We start from the raw sequence: 15,245 nt of genomic DNA, 5'->3' as shown, positions 1-15,245 counted from the left end.
CTCAGACTGAAAGATGCGCGGGGATGCGCAGATGGCGGCGAGCGACATCGACGAAGAGCGGATCGCGCTTTGCCGCCCACACCGCCGCGAAATGGCCGATTGCCCAGATCGCAAGTCCGACCAGCCAGAGGCGCAGGCCCAGGCCGACCGCACCTGCCAGCGTTCCGTTCATGATGGCGATGGCGCGCGGAGCGCCGCCGAGCAGGATTGGCTCGGTCAGCGCCCGGTGGACCGGCACGGTGAAGCCCGGAACCTCTTGTCCCTGTTCGACGACGCCCACCATCAGACCAGCGCTCCGCCGCCGAACGAGAAGAACGACAGGAAGAAGCTCGACGCGGCGAACGCGATGGACAGGCCGAACACGATCTGGATCAGACGGCGGAAGCCCCCCGACGTATCGCCGAAGGCCAGCGCGAGACCGGTGGAGATGATGACGATCACGGCGATGATCTTGGCAACCGGGCCTTCGATCGACTGGAGGATGGATTGCAGCGGTGCTTCCCACGGCATAGACGAACCGGAGGCATGGGCGGGCGCTGCCATCATCAGGCTCACGATGGCGACAGAAGCCGTCATGGTAAGCTGATGCGGGAGGTGGAACAGCCGCCGATGGGCAAGCGATATAGGGCGCGAACGTGGGATCATGGATGGTCTCCTTCGTGGTTGAGGGCTTGGGTTGAGGATGCCGCAACGCCGTTGCCCTCGATGACGGCGGGCACGACGCGGTAATCGCCGTCCGGGCCAAGACCCTTGACGCGAGCGAGTTCGCAGAGCCGGCGTGCGGAACCACGGCCGGACAGGACAGCTACGAGGTCGATCGTCTCGGCGATCAGCGCACGCGGCACGGTGACGACGACTTCCTGAATGAGCTGTTCCATCCGGCGAAGCGCACCAATGGCGCTGCCCGCATGGATCGTCCCGACGCCTCCTGGATGGCCGGTGCCCCATGCTTTCAGCAGGTCCAGCGCCTCCGGGCCGCGCACCTCGCCGACCGGGATGCGGTCGGGGCGCAGGCGCAGGCTGGAACGGACAAGATCGGACAGGGACGCGACGCCGTCCTTCGTCCGCATGGCGACGAGGTTGGGCGCGGCGCATTGTAGTTCGCGCGTGTCCTCGATGATGACGACGCGATCGGATGTCTTCGCCACCTCGGCCAGCAGGGCATTGGTGAGCGTCGTCTTGCCGGTGGACGTGCCGCCCGCCACGAGGATGTTGGCGCGGGACGCAACGCCATTGCGCAATGCCTCGGCCTGTTCGGCGGACATGATCCCGGCCGCGACATAATCGTCGAGCGTGAACACGGCGACGGCGGGCTTGCGGATGGCGAAGGCCGGGGCCGCGACGACGGGCGGCAGCAGCCCCTCGAACCGCTCCCCGGTCTCGGGCAGTTCAGCCGAGACACGCGGCGCTCCGGCATGAACTTCCGCGCCGACATGATGGGCGACAAGGCGCACGATGCGCTCGCCATCGGCGGGCGACAGTCGTTCGCCGGTGTCGGCAAGCCCTTCGGAGAGCCGGTCGATCCAGATGCGCCCGTCCGGGTTCAGCATCACCTCGACCACGGCGGCATCTTCGAGAAACCGGGCAATGGCCGGACCGAGCGCGGTGCGCAGCATCCGTGCGCCCCTTGCTGAACCTTCCGAATGGTGATGTGAAGCGGCCATCTGATCCCCGTGTCCGCCGGGGAGACATCAGACGGTCCCCGGACGGGGATGACTAAAAGAGCCGGAAATTAGGCCGATTCAACAAGTATCTAACGCGCGGCGGCCATAGCGAAGAAACGGCGGTAATCGGCGGGGTTGAATATTGGCGGTGACCAACCAAAGATCACGGCTCTTCTCAATTTTCGCCTCCGTTTCGTCGCGAGTCGATGTCACGGGACAGGTCCTTGAGGAACCGATCGCCGGTCGCCAGCTTCCGGCCGAGCGTTTGCAGGAAGCCGTCGAACCTCTCCGTGCCTTTCGCCTTGGCCGACGCCTGCGCGCTATCGGGCAGCGGCGGCGTGACGATCATCCAGAAGCGGATGAACAGTGATAGCGTTTCGCCGAGAATGGCGAGGTCTTCGTCCATGCCGTCGATCTGTCGGCCGATCCGGTCCATGCGGCGGGCGAACACCGCCTCCAGCCGTTCCGAGGCGTCGGCGGACAGGAAGGACGCCACGGCAGCTTCGATGACAGCGGATTTGGAAACGTTGCGGCGCAGCGCCAGCGCCTCGACCTTTTTCAGAAGTTCCGGCTCGAAATAGACGTTCATGCGGGTTTTCGTCTGCATGGTTGCCACCTCACAACTCGATGCCGTCAGCGGGGTCCATCGTCGCCTGCCGGGCAACCGAAGTGACCTGCTGGCGGAGGCTACGGGCCTTGGCGGCGTCCACGTCCGGTTCATCGTCCAGCACGTCGAACTCGCCGATGGCCGGGCGTTCGACCGGCGCGATGTCCTCATGCTCCGGCAATTCCGGCTCGCGGCGGATGCCGGCATTGGCCGGATCGGCAATGGCGCTATCCGTATGGCCGGATACGGCTCCCGCAGTCGCAACCGGGATCGCCAGCGCCGACCAATCATCGGCGGGCGGCTTGGCCGGGTATCTCGCAGCGGTGGATTTCGGCGGCGGCAGAACACGTTCGCGGAACCGTGCATCCTCGTAATAGCGGGCCTTCTTCGCCCGCACCGGCGGTACACCCGCTACCAGCAGCAATTCGTCAGCGGGTGGAAGTTGCATCACCTCGCCGGGGGTGAGAAGCGGCCGGGCCGTCTCCTGCCGCGACACCATGAGATGACCAAGCCAGGGCGAAAGCCGGTGGCCGGCATAGTTGGTGGAATCGCGCATTTCCGTCGCGGTGCCGAGCGCGTCCGACACGCGCTTTGCGGTGCGCTCGTCATTGGTGGCGAAGGCAACGCGCACATGGCAGTTGTCGAGCACACTGTTGTTCGCGCCATATGCCTTTTCGATCTGGTTGAGGCTCTGTGCGATCAGGAAGCTTTTGATGCCGTAGCCCGCCATGAAGGCCAGCGCGGACTCGAAGAAATCCAACCTTCCCAGCGCCGGAAACTCGTCCAGCATCAGCAGGAGCCGATGGCGATTGGCCGATGTCTTCAGGTCTTCGGTCAGTCGCCGTCCGACCTGATTGAGCAGCAGACGGATCAGCGGCTTGGTGCGGTTGATGTCGGAGGGCGGCACGACGAGATAGAGGCTGACGGGTCTTTCGCCTGTGACAAGATCGGCGATGCGCCAGTCGCAGCGCGCCGTCACCTTCGCCACGACCGGATCACGATACAGGCCGAGAAACGACATGGCGGTCGAAAGCACGCCCGACCGTTCGTTGTCGCTTTTGTTCAGCAGTTCGCGTGCCGATGATGCGATGACAGGATGCACCCCGGCTTCGCCCAGGTGCGGCGTGCTCATCATCGCGCGCAACGTCGCCTCGACGGGACGCTTCGGATCGGACAGGAAATTGGCAACGCCAGCGAGCGTCTTGTCGGCCTCGGCATAGAGGACGTGCAAGATCGCGCCGACCAGCAACGAATGGCTGGTCTTTTCCCAATGGTTGCGCTTGTCGAGAGCGCCTTCGGGATCGACGAGGATGTCGGCGATGTTCTGCACGTCGCGGACCTCCTTGTCGCCGCGCCGTACCTCCAGCAGCGGATTATAGGCCGACGAGGTTGGATCGGTCGGATCGAACAGCAGCACGCGGCCGTGCCGCGACCGGAAACCGGCCGTCAGTCCCCAATTCTCGCCCTTGATGTCGTGAATGATTGTGCTGCCCGGCCAGGTCAGCAGTGTCGGCACAACGAGTCCGACGCCCTTGCCGCTGCGGGTCGGTGCAAAGCACAGTACATGCTCCGGGCCGTCATGGCGCAGATAGTCGCGGTCGAGACGGCCGAGCAGAACGCCATCGGGATCAAGCAGCCCGGCAGCCTTGATCTCCTCCGGCTCGGCCCAGCGCGCCGATCCATAGGTGGCGACGTTCTTTGCCTGCCGTGCCCGGATGACGGACAGGCCGATTGCGACGGCGATGGAACTGAAGCCGCCTGAAGCTGCAATGATCGCCCCTTCGATGAATATCGACGGTGCATAGGCGTCGTAGAAATACCACCACCAGAAGAAAGCGGGCGGATAGTAGATCGGCCAGCCCGCCAGGACCAACAACGGCTCGCCAAGTTGCGCCTGAAAGCCGAGACGCCACGCCGTCCATTGGGTCGCGGCCCATGTCGTCAACCCTATGATGGTGAAAACGAGGGCGATCTGCCCCCAGAGAATCTGACCTCCGCGCATACAGGCTCCGATCGGCAAGAGAGACGGAGCCGATCAGAGAATAGCCGTTCCCGCGATAGGCAACAGAAAATCCGGCAGATCGGGGTTTCGGATACTATAGCGAAAAAAAAGGATGGTCAGTTCAGCGTTGATCGCGCTTCGGCCGTCGCTTGTTCCAGTATCTTGAGGTAGCCGGTCTTGGTCATCCAGTGCGCGCGCTCAAGATGGCTTTGCCAACAGAGGCGTGTGTGTTCGGCGGATGGGTCGCGGTGCAACACGATTTGCGCCACCTCCTGCCAGTCGGCTCCGTCCGCCTCGGCGTCAAGCAGGCGCAGATAGGTGACGAAGCGCCGCTCGTCATAGATCGTGATCTCCGGCTCGGTCGGAGCCAGGTCATCGACATCGGGGTCAAGCTCAGGGCGTACCCGCATCGCTCGGCCCTCCTTCGGACCTCGTGCCAGATAAAATCCCGAAATGGGATAATCCTGAATCAGGATTAGCGGATCGGCTCCCCCTTTTCAATGGAGAGCCGTCCGGAATGCAGAAATCCCTGCGCACGCCCCGACAAATACTATTGCAATCTCTTCTTGTCGAAGCGCGCAAGGCCAAGGGGCTCACGCAGGCCGAGTTGGCGGAGGCGCTGAACAAGCCGCAGTCGTTCGTCGCCAAGTATGAAAACGGCGAACGACGGATTGATGTCGTCGAGTTTGTCGACATTACTTCGGCGCTTGGCGTCTCCACCGCCGATTTCCTTGCCAGAATAGAACCTGTCGTGATCCGATCGCGACAACCGGGCGATTGAATACCACGACCTGCGTAGAATCCGCCATGATCAAGACATGACGCAATAGGAACTGGCCGATCAAGCTGGCCTGACTGCGTGCTATGTAGGCGCGATCGAGCACCCGGACGTGTCGGCGAGCCTTACGGTGTTGGGGCAGATTGCCGATGCGCTCGGGATCGAACCGGGCGAGCTATTGAAATCCTCAAGCGGCTCGGGCTGACGATTCCATCTGAATCGCGAGGTCGAGAAGGTTCTTGAGCGCAGGGCTGCCGTTGTGCGGCGACCAGACAGCGCTGAATCGGGCCGCTTCGGGCTCATCGCCGATCGGGCGAAACACCACGCCGGGGAACGTGACATGGCTCGCGGCCTCGGTCGTCAGGGTGATCCCGTCGCCCGTTGCGACCATGTGCATGAGCGTATCCCGGCCAACATCGCGACGATGGACCTGCGGAGAAGCTCCGCGCTCGGCGACGCGACGCACCACATGGTCGAACACTTGCGGGCCGGAGGCTCCCGTGCGGACCAAAAAGGCTTCCTGCACAAGGTCGCGCCATAGGACCGAGGAAGATGAGGCCAGCGGATGAGAGATCGGCAAGGCCGCGACGATAGGCTCCCGCCACAACTCTCGGGAATGGCAATCTGGCGGCGGCGGCGTGTTGACGACGAAAGCGACGTCGAGCTTGCCATCCCGGACCAAACCGATCGTTTCCGATGACCGCCCCTCGGCGATGATTTGCTCGATGCCGGGATAGGCGTCGCGATAGCGCTGCCGCAACTCAGCGAGGAATCCGGCGGCGATCGAAGTGTGCAGGCCAATGTGAAGCCTTCCTTCGGTCCCGCGGGCAAAAGCGCCGACAGTCCTGATGACATGATCGAGATGCCCGATGCCAGCCGAGACACCGGCCACGAACTGACGCCCGGCTTCAGTCAGCCGGACGCCGCGATGACGTCGTTCGAAAAGCTGGACGCCGAGCGTCTCTTCGAGCGCCTTGACGCGCGCGCTGACGCTTGACTGCGTGACGCCGAGAACGTTCGCCGCGTGATGGAAATTTAGGTGCTCAGCGACCGCCAAGGTTTGAACCAACGATATCATTGGAATATGGCCCGTCATCAGCAACGATGTCGCTGACGATATCAGCTCTGCCTGACGGTTCCTTCTTCGCAATCCTGTCCAACCTAATGTTATTGCGCTTCTGCCTCGGAGGTCCGCGCCAGCACCTGCGTGTCAATCTACTCTCGGATAAGTGCCAGTTTGGCTGATGATCAAATTTGCTCAGTCGGCAGAACGAACAACTCGGCAACATTGACATGGGCGGGGGCCTGCGCCGCAAAGAGCAACGTGTCGGCGATGTCTTCCGGGTCGAGAAATCTGATGGCGGCTCTGTAGTCATTGAGCTGCCTGCGCTTTTCCGGATCTGTGGTCTGTTCGGGCAATTCGGTGGCGACGGCTCCCGGCTGGATGCTGGTCACGCGGATGTTGTGCTTTTTCCCGACCTCCATCCGCAGTCCTTCGCTGAAGGCACTGACGGCGAATTTCGTTGCGGAATAGACCGTGTAGCCCGGCCCGAATACCTTTCGTCCGGCGATAGAGGAGGTGTTGAAGATATGTCCGGAATGCTGGCGGATCATGTGTGGCAGAACGGCGGCCGTCATGTTGAGCACGCCCTTTATGTTTATATCGACCATAGCATTCCACTCGCCGACCTTGAACTGATCGATCTCCGCCACAGGCATGACACCGGCATTGTTGAAGAGGATGTCAATCGCGTCGAACGTTTGTATGAAACGATCGACGCCCGAGCGGACCGCATCGGGATCTGCCACATCAAGGTCGAGAGCGAGCGCCTCACCACCTTGGCCGACAATCTCCGCCTTCAGAGCATCGAGCCGATCGGCCCGCCTTGCTGCGATGCCGACCTTAACGCCGGCCTTTGCCAGTTTCAGCGCCGTTGCCGCGCCGATGCCGCTCGATGCCCCGGTGATGAGGGCAGTCTTTCCTTTGAGATTAGTCATATACATTCTCCACTTTTTTGAGAGTTCACGCGGGCGGTCCTGCCAGCAGGTATCGGTTCAATCAGGTCTTGAAAGGCGCAGCAGCCGGCCGCCAGAACCATCCTCGACCACCCAGACTGCGCCATCCGGAGCAACGGCGACATCGCGGATGCGTGCGCCCATGGCCCAGCGGTCGAGTTGGCGCGCGCGGCCTTCTGCATCGACCACGATCCGAGCGAGCGCTTCGCCGCGCAGCCCGGTGATGAGAGCGGCGCCACGCCAATCTGGGAACATATCTCCCGCATAAAATGTCAGTCCGGCCGGCGCGATAATCGGCGTCCAGTAGATCGCCGGTGCCTTGAAATCTGGCCGCGTCTCATGGCGCGCGATCGGCGGCCCGCCATAGTCGTTGCCATTCGAAACGAGCGGCCAACCGTAGTTCCCACCCGCTTCCAGCAGGTTGAACTCGTCGCCACCTTCCGGCCCCATCTCGTGTTCCCAAAGCCGACCATCGGGCGCGAACGCTAGGCCATATGCAGTGCGATGACCCACTGTCCAGACTTGGCCCCGACGACCTCCAGCAGCGCTGAACGGATTGTCTCGCGGCGTTGAGCCGTCGAGGTTAAGACGCAGGACCTTACCCAGATCGCGGTCGGGATCTTGGGCACCGGACGGATCTGTCGAAAGCCGCGAGGAATCGCGAACGGCGAGAAAAATGTGTTCTCCGTCCGGAGCAAGCGCGACTACCCCGCCCCAGAATGAGCCGTTACGATCGGTTGACTGGCGCCAGATGACCTCCAACCCATCCAGACTGGGCGCGCCCGCCGCGGTTTCGAGCAAGCGGGCGCGTGCTAGCGCGAGGCCCCGCTGTGGTTCCGAGAAGGTGAGAAAGACTGTCGGCGGAGAGTCATGGCGGCCATCGACCGCCACGTCCAGAAGGCCGTTCTGGATGCCAGCGGCCACCGAGGGAACGCCGCCTACCTCCTGTCGCTGGCCGCTCTGGGACACGAGAAACAGACGTCCTCCGCGTTCGGTGATGAGCATCCGACCGTCAGAAAGGAATGCGATTGCCCAAGGCTGTTCGAAGGTGGCGACCGATGCCGTTGCGAACGGCTTGTTCGTGTTGGGCTGTATCGCCCCAGCGTTGACGCTTTCACTTGGGGGAATCGCCCGTGCGGAGCCAACAGTCAGCGCAAGAGCCGCGAAAACGCCGATAGCCATCGCAGATGGCGTTCGACGTGTTGACGGAGCGGGGCGGACGTGGACACGCGCGTTGCTCTCCGGGCAATGTTTGGCCATGCGAACCCTCCTAACCGACGGCGCTAATCACGTTGGACCGTTCGGATAATGGGGGTTCGCTCCCCTAGAGCGGTAGCTTGAAGCTGCCTGTTTCTTGCCTATTACTCTGACAGCCAAGAATTTGCTCACGGGGTATTCAGAATCTTGGAATCAGTTGCCTCTCAGGGCGACGTTGCCACCAGTTCGCCAACCGCCACACTCTTGGACAGGATAGCAGTGACATCGCGCTTCGGCGGCGCACCAAACAGCCTGCTGTATTCGCGATTGAACTGGGTCGAACTCTCGTAGCCGACCTTGAAAGCAGCGAGGCCGGCATCGATCCGATCGTTTACCATCAGCCGCCTGGCTTCGTGCAGGCGCAGATGCTTCTGATATTGCAGAGGGCTCATCGCGGTGATCGCCCGGAAATGATGGTGCAAGGTAGATTCTCCCATACCAGCCATCGCGGCGAGCTCTTCGATCCTCAGTGTTTCGGCGAAATTGTCGCGGATCCACTGAATTGCAGTCGCGACCCTGTTTGTGCGCGCTTCAAGCTGCACGGCTTGGCGCAGACGATCTCCAATCGGGCTGATTAGAACGTGATAGAGGATTTCACGCTGGAGCGACCGCGCAAGGACTGGAATGTCCTGAGGTCGATCGAGCAGTTCGCTCAGGCGCATTGCCGCAAGGGCAAGAGAGGGTGTTACTGGACCGATAGCCATGCCCGTACTGGCGATCGTCGCTTCCGCGCCGTATTGAGCGAGTTCAGAAATAAGCTCACGCGCCAACTCGAGGTCAATGGTCAATTTGATCGAATAATAGGGCTGCGATTCGGAGGCATTCAGAACCTGAACAATGGTTGGGAGACCGACCGCCGTCATCAGGAAATGAGATTCGTCGTACACATAACTCTCGTCTCCCAGCACAACACGCTTCGATCCGCGAGCGATCAGGGCGAACGACGGATCGTAGAAGAATGATGTCGGCTCGGCGGGACCTGTCTTCCCATGAATGGTAAGGCCAGCCACCGCTGTTTCAGGTTGCCTGTTAATGTCGAGGTGACGCTTGACGATTTCGGCGATCCGGTCGCGTGCGAATGCGACCATCGGGTCTTGAACAGTGGTTTTGCTTCTGACGACGGTCATTCCAAGCCCCAAGGGATTCGCTCCACAACGATGTGATCGATCTCAAGCGTCGGCACGCATGACATACCTAGCCCTGCGCGCCGTCGAAGTTTTGCTGCGCGTCTCGCACAGCGTCCGCGTGCTCGGACGTCCATTGCAGCAGCGAGGCGACAGGTCGGTCGAGCGACAGCCCGAGCGCGGTGAAGCTGTATTCCACACCGATCTGTCGCCCCTCCAGAATGCAGCGGCGGACGAGGCCGTTGCGCTCCAGACGGCGCAGGCAGAAGGACAGGCTGCGCTGCGAAATATCGGGAATGTCGCGCTTGATGGCGTTGAAGCGCCGCACGCCGCCATGGTCGCACAGCGACCCGAGGACGAGAAGCGTCCACTTGTCGGCGAGGAGATCCAACAGGACACGGTCGCGCCGGAGGTCGGGGTCGATATCGACTGCCAGAGGTAAACTCCATGATACCAAGGGTATGTCAGGTAAGTAATTTACATCAGGTATCGATTAGTTACTAGTGGGCGAAACAAAGGAACATCTCAATGTCCACGTCCTCCCCCAAACGCATCCTCTTCAAAAGTGCCACCCTGCTCACTATGGATCCCGATGTTGGTAACTGCGACCATGCCGACCTTCTCGTCGAGGGCGCGAAGATCGCCGCCATCGGACGGAACCTCGTCGCGGATGGTGCCGAGCTTATCGATGCCTCCGACGCCATCATCCTACCGGGGTTCATCGATGCGCATCGCCATGCCTGGCAGGGCGTGTTGCGACAACTCATGCCCAACGTCGCCAGCCTGGATGCCTATGTGCAGGATACCCACATGACGCTCGGACCGCATTTTCGACCACAGGACCATCATATTGGCAACCTACTGACCGCTTGGGGATCGCTCGACGCGGGAACGACGACGCTCGTCGACGCCTCCCACAACGCGCGTAGCCCGGAGCACACCGACGCCTGCCTCGACGCGCTGGCCGAAACTGGAATTCGCGCCTTGCACATGCCGGGACGGCCACTGGCCGGCGCCTGGGCCGAACACTGGCCGCATGATCTCGAACGGCTGAAGGCCCAACGCTTCGCCTCCGACGACCAACTGCTGAGCCTCGGGATTTTTGTGACGCCCGACCCGGCGCTCTGGACCGTCGCGCGGCGAATCGGCCTGCGCATGCTGACCGAGTTTCTCGGCCCGATGGCACCCATGCTCGCGGGGGTTAAGGATCACCTCGGACCGGATAACATCTTCAATCACTGTACCGCGCTGCCGGACGATGCCTGGCAGTTGCTGGCAGACAAGGACGTCCGCGTCACGGTCGACCCACGCTCGGACGCGCAATACGCGCTGGCGGACGGTATCTTTGCCTGGCAGGCGGCGATAGATCACGGCATTCGCCCCGGCATCGGCACCGATCTGGAAACCGCCTATGGCGGCGACATGCTGACTGAGTTGCGCGTGGCGTTCTCGCTACAACGCGCCTTGGTGCAAAGCCGGCGCTATCGCGGCGAGGAGACCGCGCCCGCCCCGGTGACGGTCGAGGCACTACTTCGGGCGGCCACGATCGATGGCGCTCGCGTCGCCGGACTGGATCACAAGACCGGTAGCCTGACCATCGGCAAGGAGGCTGACCTCATCCTGATCCGGACCACCGATATCGGCCTGGTCGCCACCAACAATGCGGTCGGTGCCGTCATGCATGCAGCAGATCGGTCCAACATTGATACCGTGATGGTCGCCGGACGCTTCCGCAAGCGAAACGGCAAGCTTCTGGATGTCGACCTCACGCACCTGAGACAGGCGGCCGAGGCATCCGTTCAGCATCTCTTCGCCGCAGTCGGCTACAGGCCAGACCGGCTTGCCGAGACCTTCGGCCCTCTCTCTTCCGCGGTGCATCCGGTCTGGACGGGTGGCTGACCCCAAACCCGGCGAGATCGATAGAAGCGGCGTCAGACGTCCACGGCGAGTCCGCGCAGAACCACGGTCATCATTCTCTCGGCCTGCTGGCGTCCCTCGGCGTCGGCAGGCAGACGCCACAGGAAGCCCATCAGAATCAGGATGTCTCCACCTCGCACGCCGGCGCGCATACTGCCCTCGGCGACGCAGGCGGCGATCAACTGGTCGATGGCGGCGATCACCGGGGCGTAAGTGCTCCTGATCGCCTCCTGGGCCGCCGGGCTGTGCAAGGCTTCGCCTAAGCCATGCTTGATGCGGATGTAATCGGCCAGTGTACTGAACCACGAGCGGAACGCTTCAATAGCCGGTCCAGCCGCGAGAAGATCGGCAACGGAGGCGACAAGGCGGTCGATGTCGTGGCCGTAGACGGCGAGGATCAACGCCTCCCGCGTGGGGAAATGCCGATAAAGCGTGCCGGCGCCGATACCTGCCCGCTTGGCGATCTCGTTGAGCGAGGTTTCCCCGGACTGGGCGAAGGCATCATGCGCTACCTTGAGGATATGGTCCCGGTTCTTCAGGGCGTCGGCGCGCTTCGGTGCTAGGGCCTTGCCATCATTCGTCTCTGTCACGATCGTTCCATCAAATGGGCCTCATGCCGTGGCACTTGATAAGCGGAGAGTTCTCCGTTACGACTCCACACGAAGCGGAGAGCTCTCCGTCTGCCCGTCACAGTAGGAGACACCATGGACTACATCAAGCTCGGAACCACTGGCCTCGACGTTTCGCCGATTGCCATCGGCGCCATGACCTACGGTGAACCGAAGCGCGGCCACCCCGTCTGGTCGCTGCCGGAAGAAGAGAGCCGTCCGCTCATCAAGCACGCGCTCGAAGCCGGGATCAACTTCTTCGACACAGCTAACTTGTACTCCCAGGGGTCGAGCGAAGAGATTCTCGGGCGAGCGCTGAAGGACTTCGCCGACCGCGACGACGTCGTGGTCGTCACGAAGGTTCGCCATCCGATGCGGTCGGGCCCCAACGGCAAGGGATTGTCGCGCAAAGCCATCATGACGGAAATCGACCACAGCCTGCGCCGGCTCGGCACCGACTATGTCGACATCTACATGCTCCACCGCAACGATCCCTCGACGCCCCTGGAAGAAACGCTGGAGGCGCTCCACGATGTCGTCAAGGCCGGCAAGGCGCGCTACATCGGCGCCTCATCCATGCACGCCTGGGAATTTTCAAAGGCGCTCCATATGCAAAGGGCCAATGGATGGGCGCGATTCATCACTATGCAGAACCACTACAACCTCCTGGCCCGCGAGGAGGAGCGCGAGATGCTACCGCTCTGCCGCGACGAAGGCGTTGGGACCATCGTCTGGAGCCCGCTGGCCCGCGGCCGGCTCGCTCGCGCCTGGAGCGCGGCGAAAGCAACGATGCGCTCCGGTAGCGATCCCTTCGCCGACATGCTTTATACGGCGATGACCGTTGACAGCGATCGTGCAATCATCGACGCCGTCGGCAGCATTGCCGAAGCGCGTGGCGTCTCCCACGCCCAGATTGCGCTGGCCTGGTTGCGGCGGAATCCGACTGTCGCCGCTCCCATCGTCGGCGCCAGTTCGACGTACCAGATCGACGACGCCGTGGCGTCTCTGAAGATCACCCTCACCGACAAGGAGGTTTTGCAGTTGGAGGCCCCCTACACGCCTCGCTACGACTTCCAGGGTATTTCCGACGATCGCGAACTCCAGGCGATCATGGCGAAAATCCCCGGATTCACGACGACGCGGCCATGAACAGACGCCTTACGGCGTACAATACCGCCGTCGCAAGATCATAGTCCTAACCCGCGCTGCCGCCCCAACTGCCACGACACCGATCCGCCCTGCACGATGCCCGCGACCTCTCGGCCAAGCTGGCGGTCGATGACCGGACGCCACGGGACAAGGGTGAACTCATAGGACTTCTCGACGATGGCGAACTTGCCGCTGGATAGCTGCGCCGTTCCGGTAAGGGTGCCGGTGACGGTCTCGCCGTCAGTAGCCATGCGGAACGGCAGCGACTTCTTCGCTGCCAGTTCCTCGCCCGTGCGGGCAACCTCACGCTCCTGAAGCGCGGGGATCAGGTTGCGGCGATAGGCGATGCGCCCATCTGGCTGACGGGCGGCGTCGCCATGCTCGACATGATGTTCGTGGCGGCGGTTCATCGCCTCTCGCACCTGCTCGCCGAAGCCTGATGGCGACAGGTCCGATCCGTCGGCGCCGAGGAGCCGCCGGTCTAGCCAGGTCGCGCCATCCGATCCGATCTGACGTTCAAGGTCGAAGGTCGAGAGGACGCGGATATTGGCACGACCGTTCCGCCCCGCGTCATGGGCGGCGGCGCGCGCCTCGAAATCCTCCGGGATGCGCCATTGATCGACGTCGATACGCTCCGCGATCCCGTTGCGCCGTAGCGCCTCCAGCCGCCGGACATGGGCGTCCACGAAACCTTGATAATCGCCGTTCGGCACATGGCCGTCGAACCGCGCCTGCTCAAGATGGCGGCTCGGCCGATAGACGCCGTCCTCGGCCATGCCGGCGATGGTGCGGTCGGATGGGCGACCGGCGCTGTCTGGTGGCCCGATCTCGATCACACTGCCGATGCGTGCGTCCTCGACGCGGGCGGGGTCGATGCCGGAAACATGGTGCGTCCGCCCGTCGATGCCATCGACCACCAGCGTCAGTTTCTCGCCCAGTTCGTCGGTGAGATGCTTGTCGATGATGCGGCCGACGATCGGCGTCGCGGGCGCGGCGTCGTGAATCTGGAAGGTCATGGGATCGCGTTCGGCACCATCGGCCAGATGCGCTTTCTGCATGGTGCGGATGATGTCGCCGCGTTCGCCCAGATCGCGCAACGTCGGCTCCAGCCGGTCGTTCAATTCCCAGACGCCGGGGACGTGTTCGGCGGCAAGGCCCATGTCGCCGAGCTTGCCGAGACGGCGCAGGCGCATCGTCCGATCGGACTGGCCGCGTAAATTGTCCGGCACATGGCGCAGATCAAGGAGGCGATCTTCTGCCTCGGCGATCATCGCCCGGTCGATGCGGGTGAGCCGGTCCTGATCGATCTCCGCCATCAGCTTGCGGCGCTGCTCGATCTCGGTGACGGGGCCAAGTTCCAGCGTCGCCAGTTCGCTTGCCCGCTCACGGATGCCATTGGCGAGATAGTCGCCATTGATGACGAGATCCTCGCCCAAGGCGTCGCGGCCATTGACGATGACATGCACATGCGGATGGCCGGTGTTGTGGTGATTGACCGCGACCCAATCGAGCCTGGTGCCAAGGTCGGTTTCGACCTGCGCCATGAGTTCGCGGGTATAGCCGGTCAGGTCGGCAAGATCGGTGGCGTCCTCCGGCGAGACGATGAACCGAAACTGGTGTCGATCGTCCTGACCACGATCGAGAAAAGCACCACCTTCGGCGCGATCCTCGTTCGCCGAATAGAGGTGGCCGCGCTCGCCGTCGCGGGCCGTGCCGTCGCGCTGAATGTAGCGCAGGTGGGCGGCCGCCTTGCCGCTGCGCCCGGCGGCGCGAACCGACCGGAATTTGACGATGACGCGGCGGCTGCCGGATTGGCGATGGCTCCAGCCGTTCGACAGATTGCGCGCGCGCACGAAGGATGCACCGCGCCCGCGCTGCACACCCCGGCCGGAAGCTACGACACTCTGACCGTTCGCCGTCCGGCCGGGGCCGCCACCCTTCACCAATCGACTGCGGCCGGTCCCGGCCTGCTGCTGGCGGGCGATCTTACGAACCTTGCTGAGAAAGCTCTTGGCCTGTCCCGCCTTCACGCCGCTGGAGCGGACGCGGCCGGGCTTCGGCCGAAAATGATCGTCGTCGTCGCTCATGGCCGCCGATCCGACAGAATCCGGCGATTTCGGGCA

Annotated in this window: 15 protein-coding genes and 1 pseudogene; 3 read left to right on the top strand and 13 right to left on the bottom strand. The window is 62.8% G+C overall.

Annotation, left to right across the window (positions count from 1 at the left end):
• Position 1 precedes the first annotated feature (1 nt).
• From OSH05_RS05045 to OSH05_RS05020, 6 genes are all read right to left on the bottom strand, one after another.
• Positions 2-283, bottom strand: a complete 282-nt coding sequence (locus OSH05_RS05045; RefSeq protein WP_104217281.1) for a VirB3 family type IV secretion system protein — start codon at positions 281-283, stop codon at positions 2-4.
• Positions 283-576 (bottom strand): TrbC/VirB2 family protein, encoded by a 294-nt coding sequence (locus tag OSH05_RS05040; RefSeq protein ID WP_104217669.1) that lies wholly within the window; start codon positions 574-576, stop codon positions 283-285. Before OSH05_RS05040 ends, OSH05_RS05045 begins: the two co-directional genes overlap by 1 nt.
• 65 nt (positions 577-641) lie before the next feature.
• A complete protein-coding gene (trbB, locus tag OSH05_RS05035) occupies positions 642-1,664 on the bottom strand; it encodes a P-type conjugative transfer ATPase TrbB (protein WP_104217282.1) in 1,023 nt (340 codons plus the stop codon).
• A 175-nt stretch (positions 1,665-1,839) separates the two neighbouring features.
• On the bottom strand, positions 1,840-2,271 hold the full coding sequence (locus OSH05_RS05030; protein ID WP_104217670.1) for a ribbon-helix-helix domain-containing protein: 432 nt from the start codon (positions 2,269-2,271) through the stop codon (positions 1,840-1,842).
• Between the two features lie 10 nt (positions 2,272-2,281).
• A complete protein-coding gene (locus tag OSH05_RS05025; protein WP_104217283.1) occupies positions 2,282-4,273 on the bottom strand; it encodes a conjugal transfer protein TraG in 1,992 nt (663 codons plus the stop codon).
• A 116-nt stretch (positions 4,274-4,389) separates the two neighbouring features.
• Complete coding sequence (locus tag OSH05_RS05020) at positions 4,390-4,683, bottom strand: DNA -binding domain-containing protein (RefSeq protein WP_104217284.1); 294 nt, start codon at positions 4,681-4,683, stop codon at positions 4,390-4,392.
• A gap of 107 nt (positions 4,684-4,790) precedes the next feature.
• Here OSH05_RS05020 and OSH05_RS05015 point away from each other — a divergent pair, with 107 nt between their 5' ends.
• Positions 4,791-5,054 (top strand): helix-turn-helix domain-containing protein, encoded by a 264-nt coding sequence (locus OSH05_RS05015; RefSeq protein WP_104217285.1) that lies wholly within the window; start codon positions 4,791-4,793, stop codon positions 5,052-5,054.
• Positions 5,055-5,238: 184 nt separating this feature from the next.
• Here OSH05_RS05015 and OSH05_RS05005 read toward each other — a convergent pair whose 3' ends face one another.
• The 5 genes from OSH05_RS05005 to OSH05_RS04985 form a co-directional block, all read right to left on the bottom strand.
• On the bottom strand, positions 5,239-6,147 hold the full coding sequence (locus tag OSH05_RS05005; protein ID WP_266352064.1) for a LysR family transcriptional regulator: 909 nt from the start codon (positions 6,145-6,147) through the stop codon (positions 5,239-5,241).
• Between the two features lie 152 nt (positions 6,148-6,299).
• Positions 6,300-7,049: an SDR family oxidoreductase gene (locus OSH05_RS05000; RefSeq protein ID WP_104217286.1), complete on the bottom strand. Its 750-nt coding sequence runs from the start codon at positions 7,047-7,049 to the stop codon at positions 6,300-6,302.
• A 57-nt stretch (positions 7,050-7,106) separates the two neighbouring features.
• Positions 7,107-8,249: a PQQ-dependent sugar dehydrogenase gene (locus OSH05_RS04995; protein ID WP_104217287.1), complete on the bottom strand. Its 1,143-nt coding sequence runs from the start codon at positions 8,247-8,249 to the stop codon at positions 7,107-7,109.
• Between the two features lie 239 nt (positions 8,250-8,488).
• Positions 8,489-9,451 carry an AraC family transcriptional regulator gene (locus OSH05_RS04990; RefSeq protein ID WP_104217288.1) on the bottom strand — a complete coding sequence of 321 codons (963 nt, stop codon included), beginning with the start codon at positions 9,449-9,451 and terminating at the stop codon, positions 8,489-8,491.
• A gap of 67 nt (positions 9,452-9,518) precedes the next feature.
• Positions 9,519-9,839 (bottom strand): winged helix-turn-helix transcriptional regulator, encoded by a 321-nt coding sequence (locus OSH05_RS04985; RefSeq protein ID WP_266352063.1) that lies wholly within the window; start codon positions 9,837-9,839, stop codon positions 9,519-9,521.
• Positions 9,840-9,976: 137 nt separating this feature from the next.
• On the opposite strand from OSH05_RS04985, the gene OSH05_RS04980 reads away from it, so the two are divergent.
• Entirely contained in the window at positions 9,977-11,347 is a 1,371-nt protein-coding gene (locus OSH05_RS04980) for an amidohydrolase family protein (RefSeq protein WP_104217289.1), read from the top strand.
• A gap of 32 nt (positions 11,348-11,379) precedes the next feature.
• Here OSH05_RS04980 and OSH05_RS04975 read toward each other — a convergent pair whose 3' ends face one another.
• Entirely contained in the window at positions 11,380-11,955 is a 576-nt protein-coding gene (locus tag OSH05_RS04975; RefSeq protein WP_104217290.1) for a TetR/AcrR family transcriptional regulator, read from the bottom strand.
• Between the two features lie 114 nt (positions 11,956-12,069).
• On the opposite strand from OSH05_RS04975, the pseudogene OSH05_RS04970 reads away from it, so the two are divergent.
• Positions 12,070-13,035: pseudogene (locus OSH05_RS04970) on the top strand (aldo/keto reductase); the annotation flags it as partial.
• A gap of 125 nt (positions 13,036-13,160) precedes the next feature.
• Here OSH05_RS04970 and OSH05_RS25175 read toward each other — a convergent pair.
• Positions 13,161-14,315, bottom strand: coding sequence for a DUF3363 domain-containing protein (locus tag OSH05_RS25175; protein ID WP_407660379.1), 1,155 nt, complete (start codon positions 14,313-14,315; stop codon positions 13,161-13,163).
• Between the last annotated feature and the right edge of the window lie 930 nt (positions 14,316-15,245).

It is taken from the genome of Kaistia algarum (genome assembly GCF_026343945.1).
In the GTDB taxonomy this organism is placed as follows: domain Bacteria; phylum Pseudomonadota; class Alphaproteobacteria; order Rhizobiales; family Kaistiaceae; genus Kaistia; species Kaistia algarum.
Note: the sequence above shows the minus strand (reverse complement) of the source record. Positions and strands in the feature narration are given on the sequence as shown.

What these genes read in the sequence shown, in the direction of transcription:
- OSH05_RS05045 (WP_104217281.1), bottom strand. Translation starts at nt 283, where the DNA reads ATGGTGGGCGTCGTCGAACAGGGACAAGAGGTTCCGGGCTTCACCGTG.
- OSH05_RS05040 (WP_104217669.1), bottom strand. Translation starts at nt 576, where the DNA reads ATGACGGCTTCTGTCGCCATCGTGAGCCTGATGATGGCAGCGCCCGCC.
- trbB (WP_104217282.1), bottom strand. Translation starts at nt 1,664, where the DNA reads ATGGCCGCTTCACATCACCATTCGGAAGGTTCAGCAAGGGGCGCACGG.
- OSH05_RS05030 (WP_104217670.1), bottom strand. Translation starts at nt 2,271, where the DNA reads ATGCAGACGAAAACCCGCATGAACGTCTATTTCGAGCCGGAACTTCTG.
- OSH05_RS05025 (WP_104217283.1), bottom strand. Translation starts at nt 4,273, where the DNA reads ATGCGCGGAGGTCAGATTCTCTGGGGGCAGATCGCCCTCGTTTTCACC.
- OSH05_RS05020 (WP_104217284.1), bottom strand. Translation starts at nt 4,683, where the DNA reads ATGCGGGTACGCCCTGAGCTTGACCCCGATGTCGATGACCTGGCTCCG.
- OSH05_RS05015 (WP_104217285.1), top strand. Translation starts at nt 4,791, where the DNA reads ATGCAGAAATCCCTGCGCACGCCCCGACAAATACTATTGCAATCTCTT.
- OSH05_RS05005 (WP_266352064.1), bottom strand. Translation starts at nt 6,147, where the DNA reads ATGACGGGCCATATTCCAATGATATCGTTGGTTCAAACCTTGGCGGTC.
- OSH05_RS05000 (WP_104217286.1), bottom strand. Translation starts at nt 7,049, where the DNA reads ATGACTAATCTCAAAGGAAAGACTGCCCTCATCACCGGGGCATCGAGC.
- OSH05_RS04995 (WP_104217287.1), bottom strand. Translation starts at nt 8,249, where the DNA reads ATGGCTATCGGCGTTTTCGCGGCTCTTGCGCTGACTGTTGGCTCCGCA.
- OSH05_RS04990 (WP_104217288.1), bottom strand. Translation starts at nt 9,451, where the DNA reads ATGACCGTCGTCAGAAGCAAAACCACTGTTCAAGACCCGATGGTCGCA.
- OSH05_RS04980 (WP_104217289.1), top strand. Translation starts at nt 9,977, where the DNA reads ATGTCCACGTCCTCCCCCAAACGCATCCTCTTCAAAAGTGCCACCCTG.
- OSH05_RS25175 (WP_407660379.1), bottom strand. Translation starts at nt 14,315, where the DNA reads ATGCGCCTGCGCCGTCTCGGCAAGCTCGGCGACATGGGCCTTGCCGCC.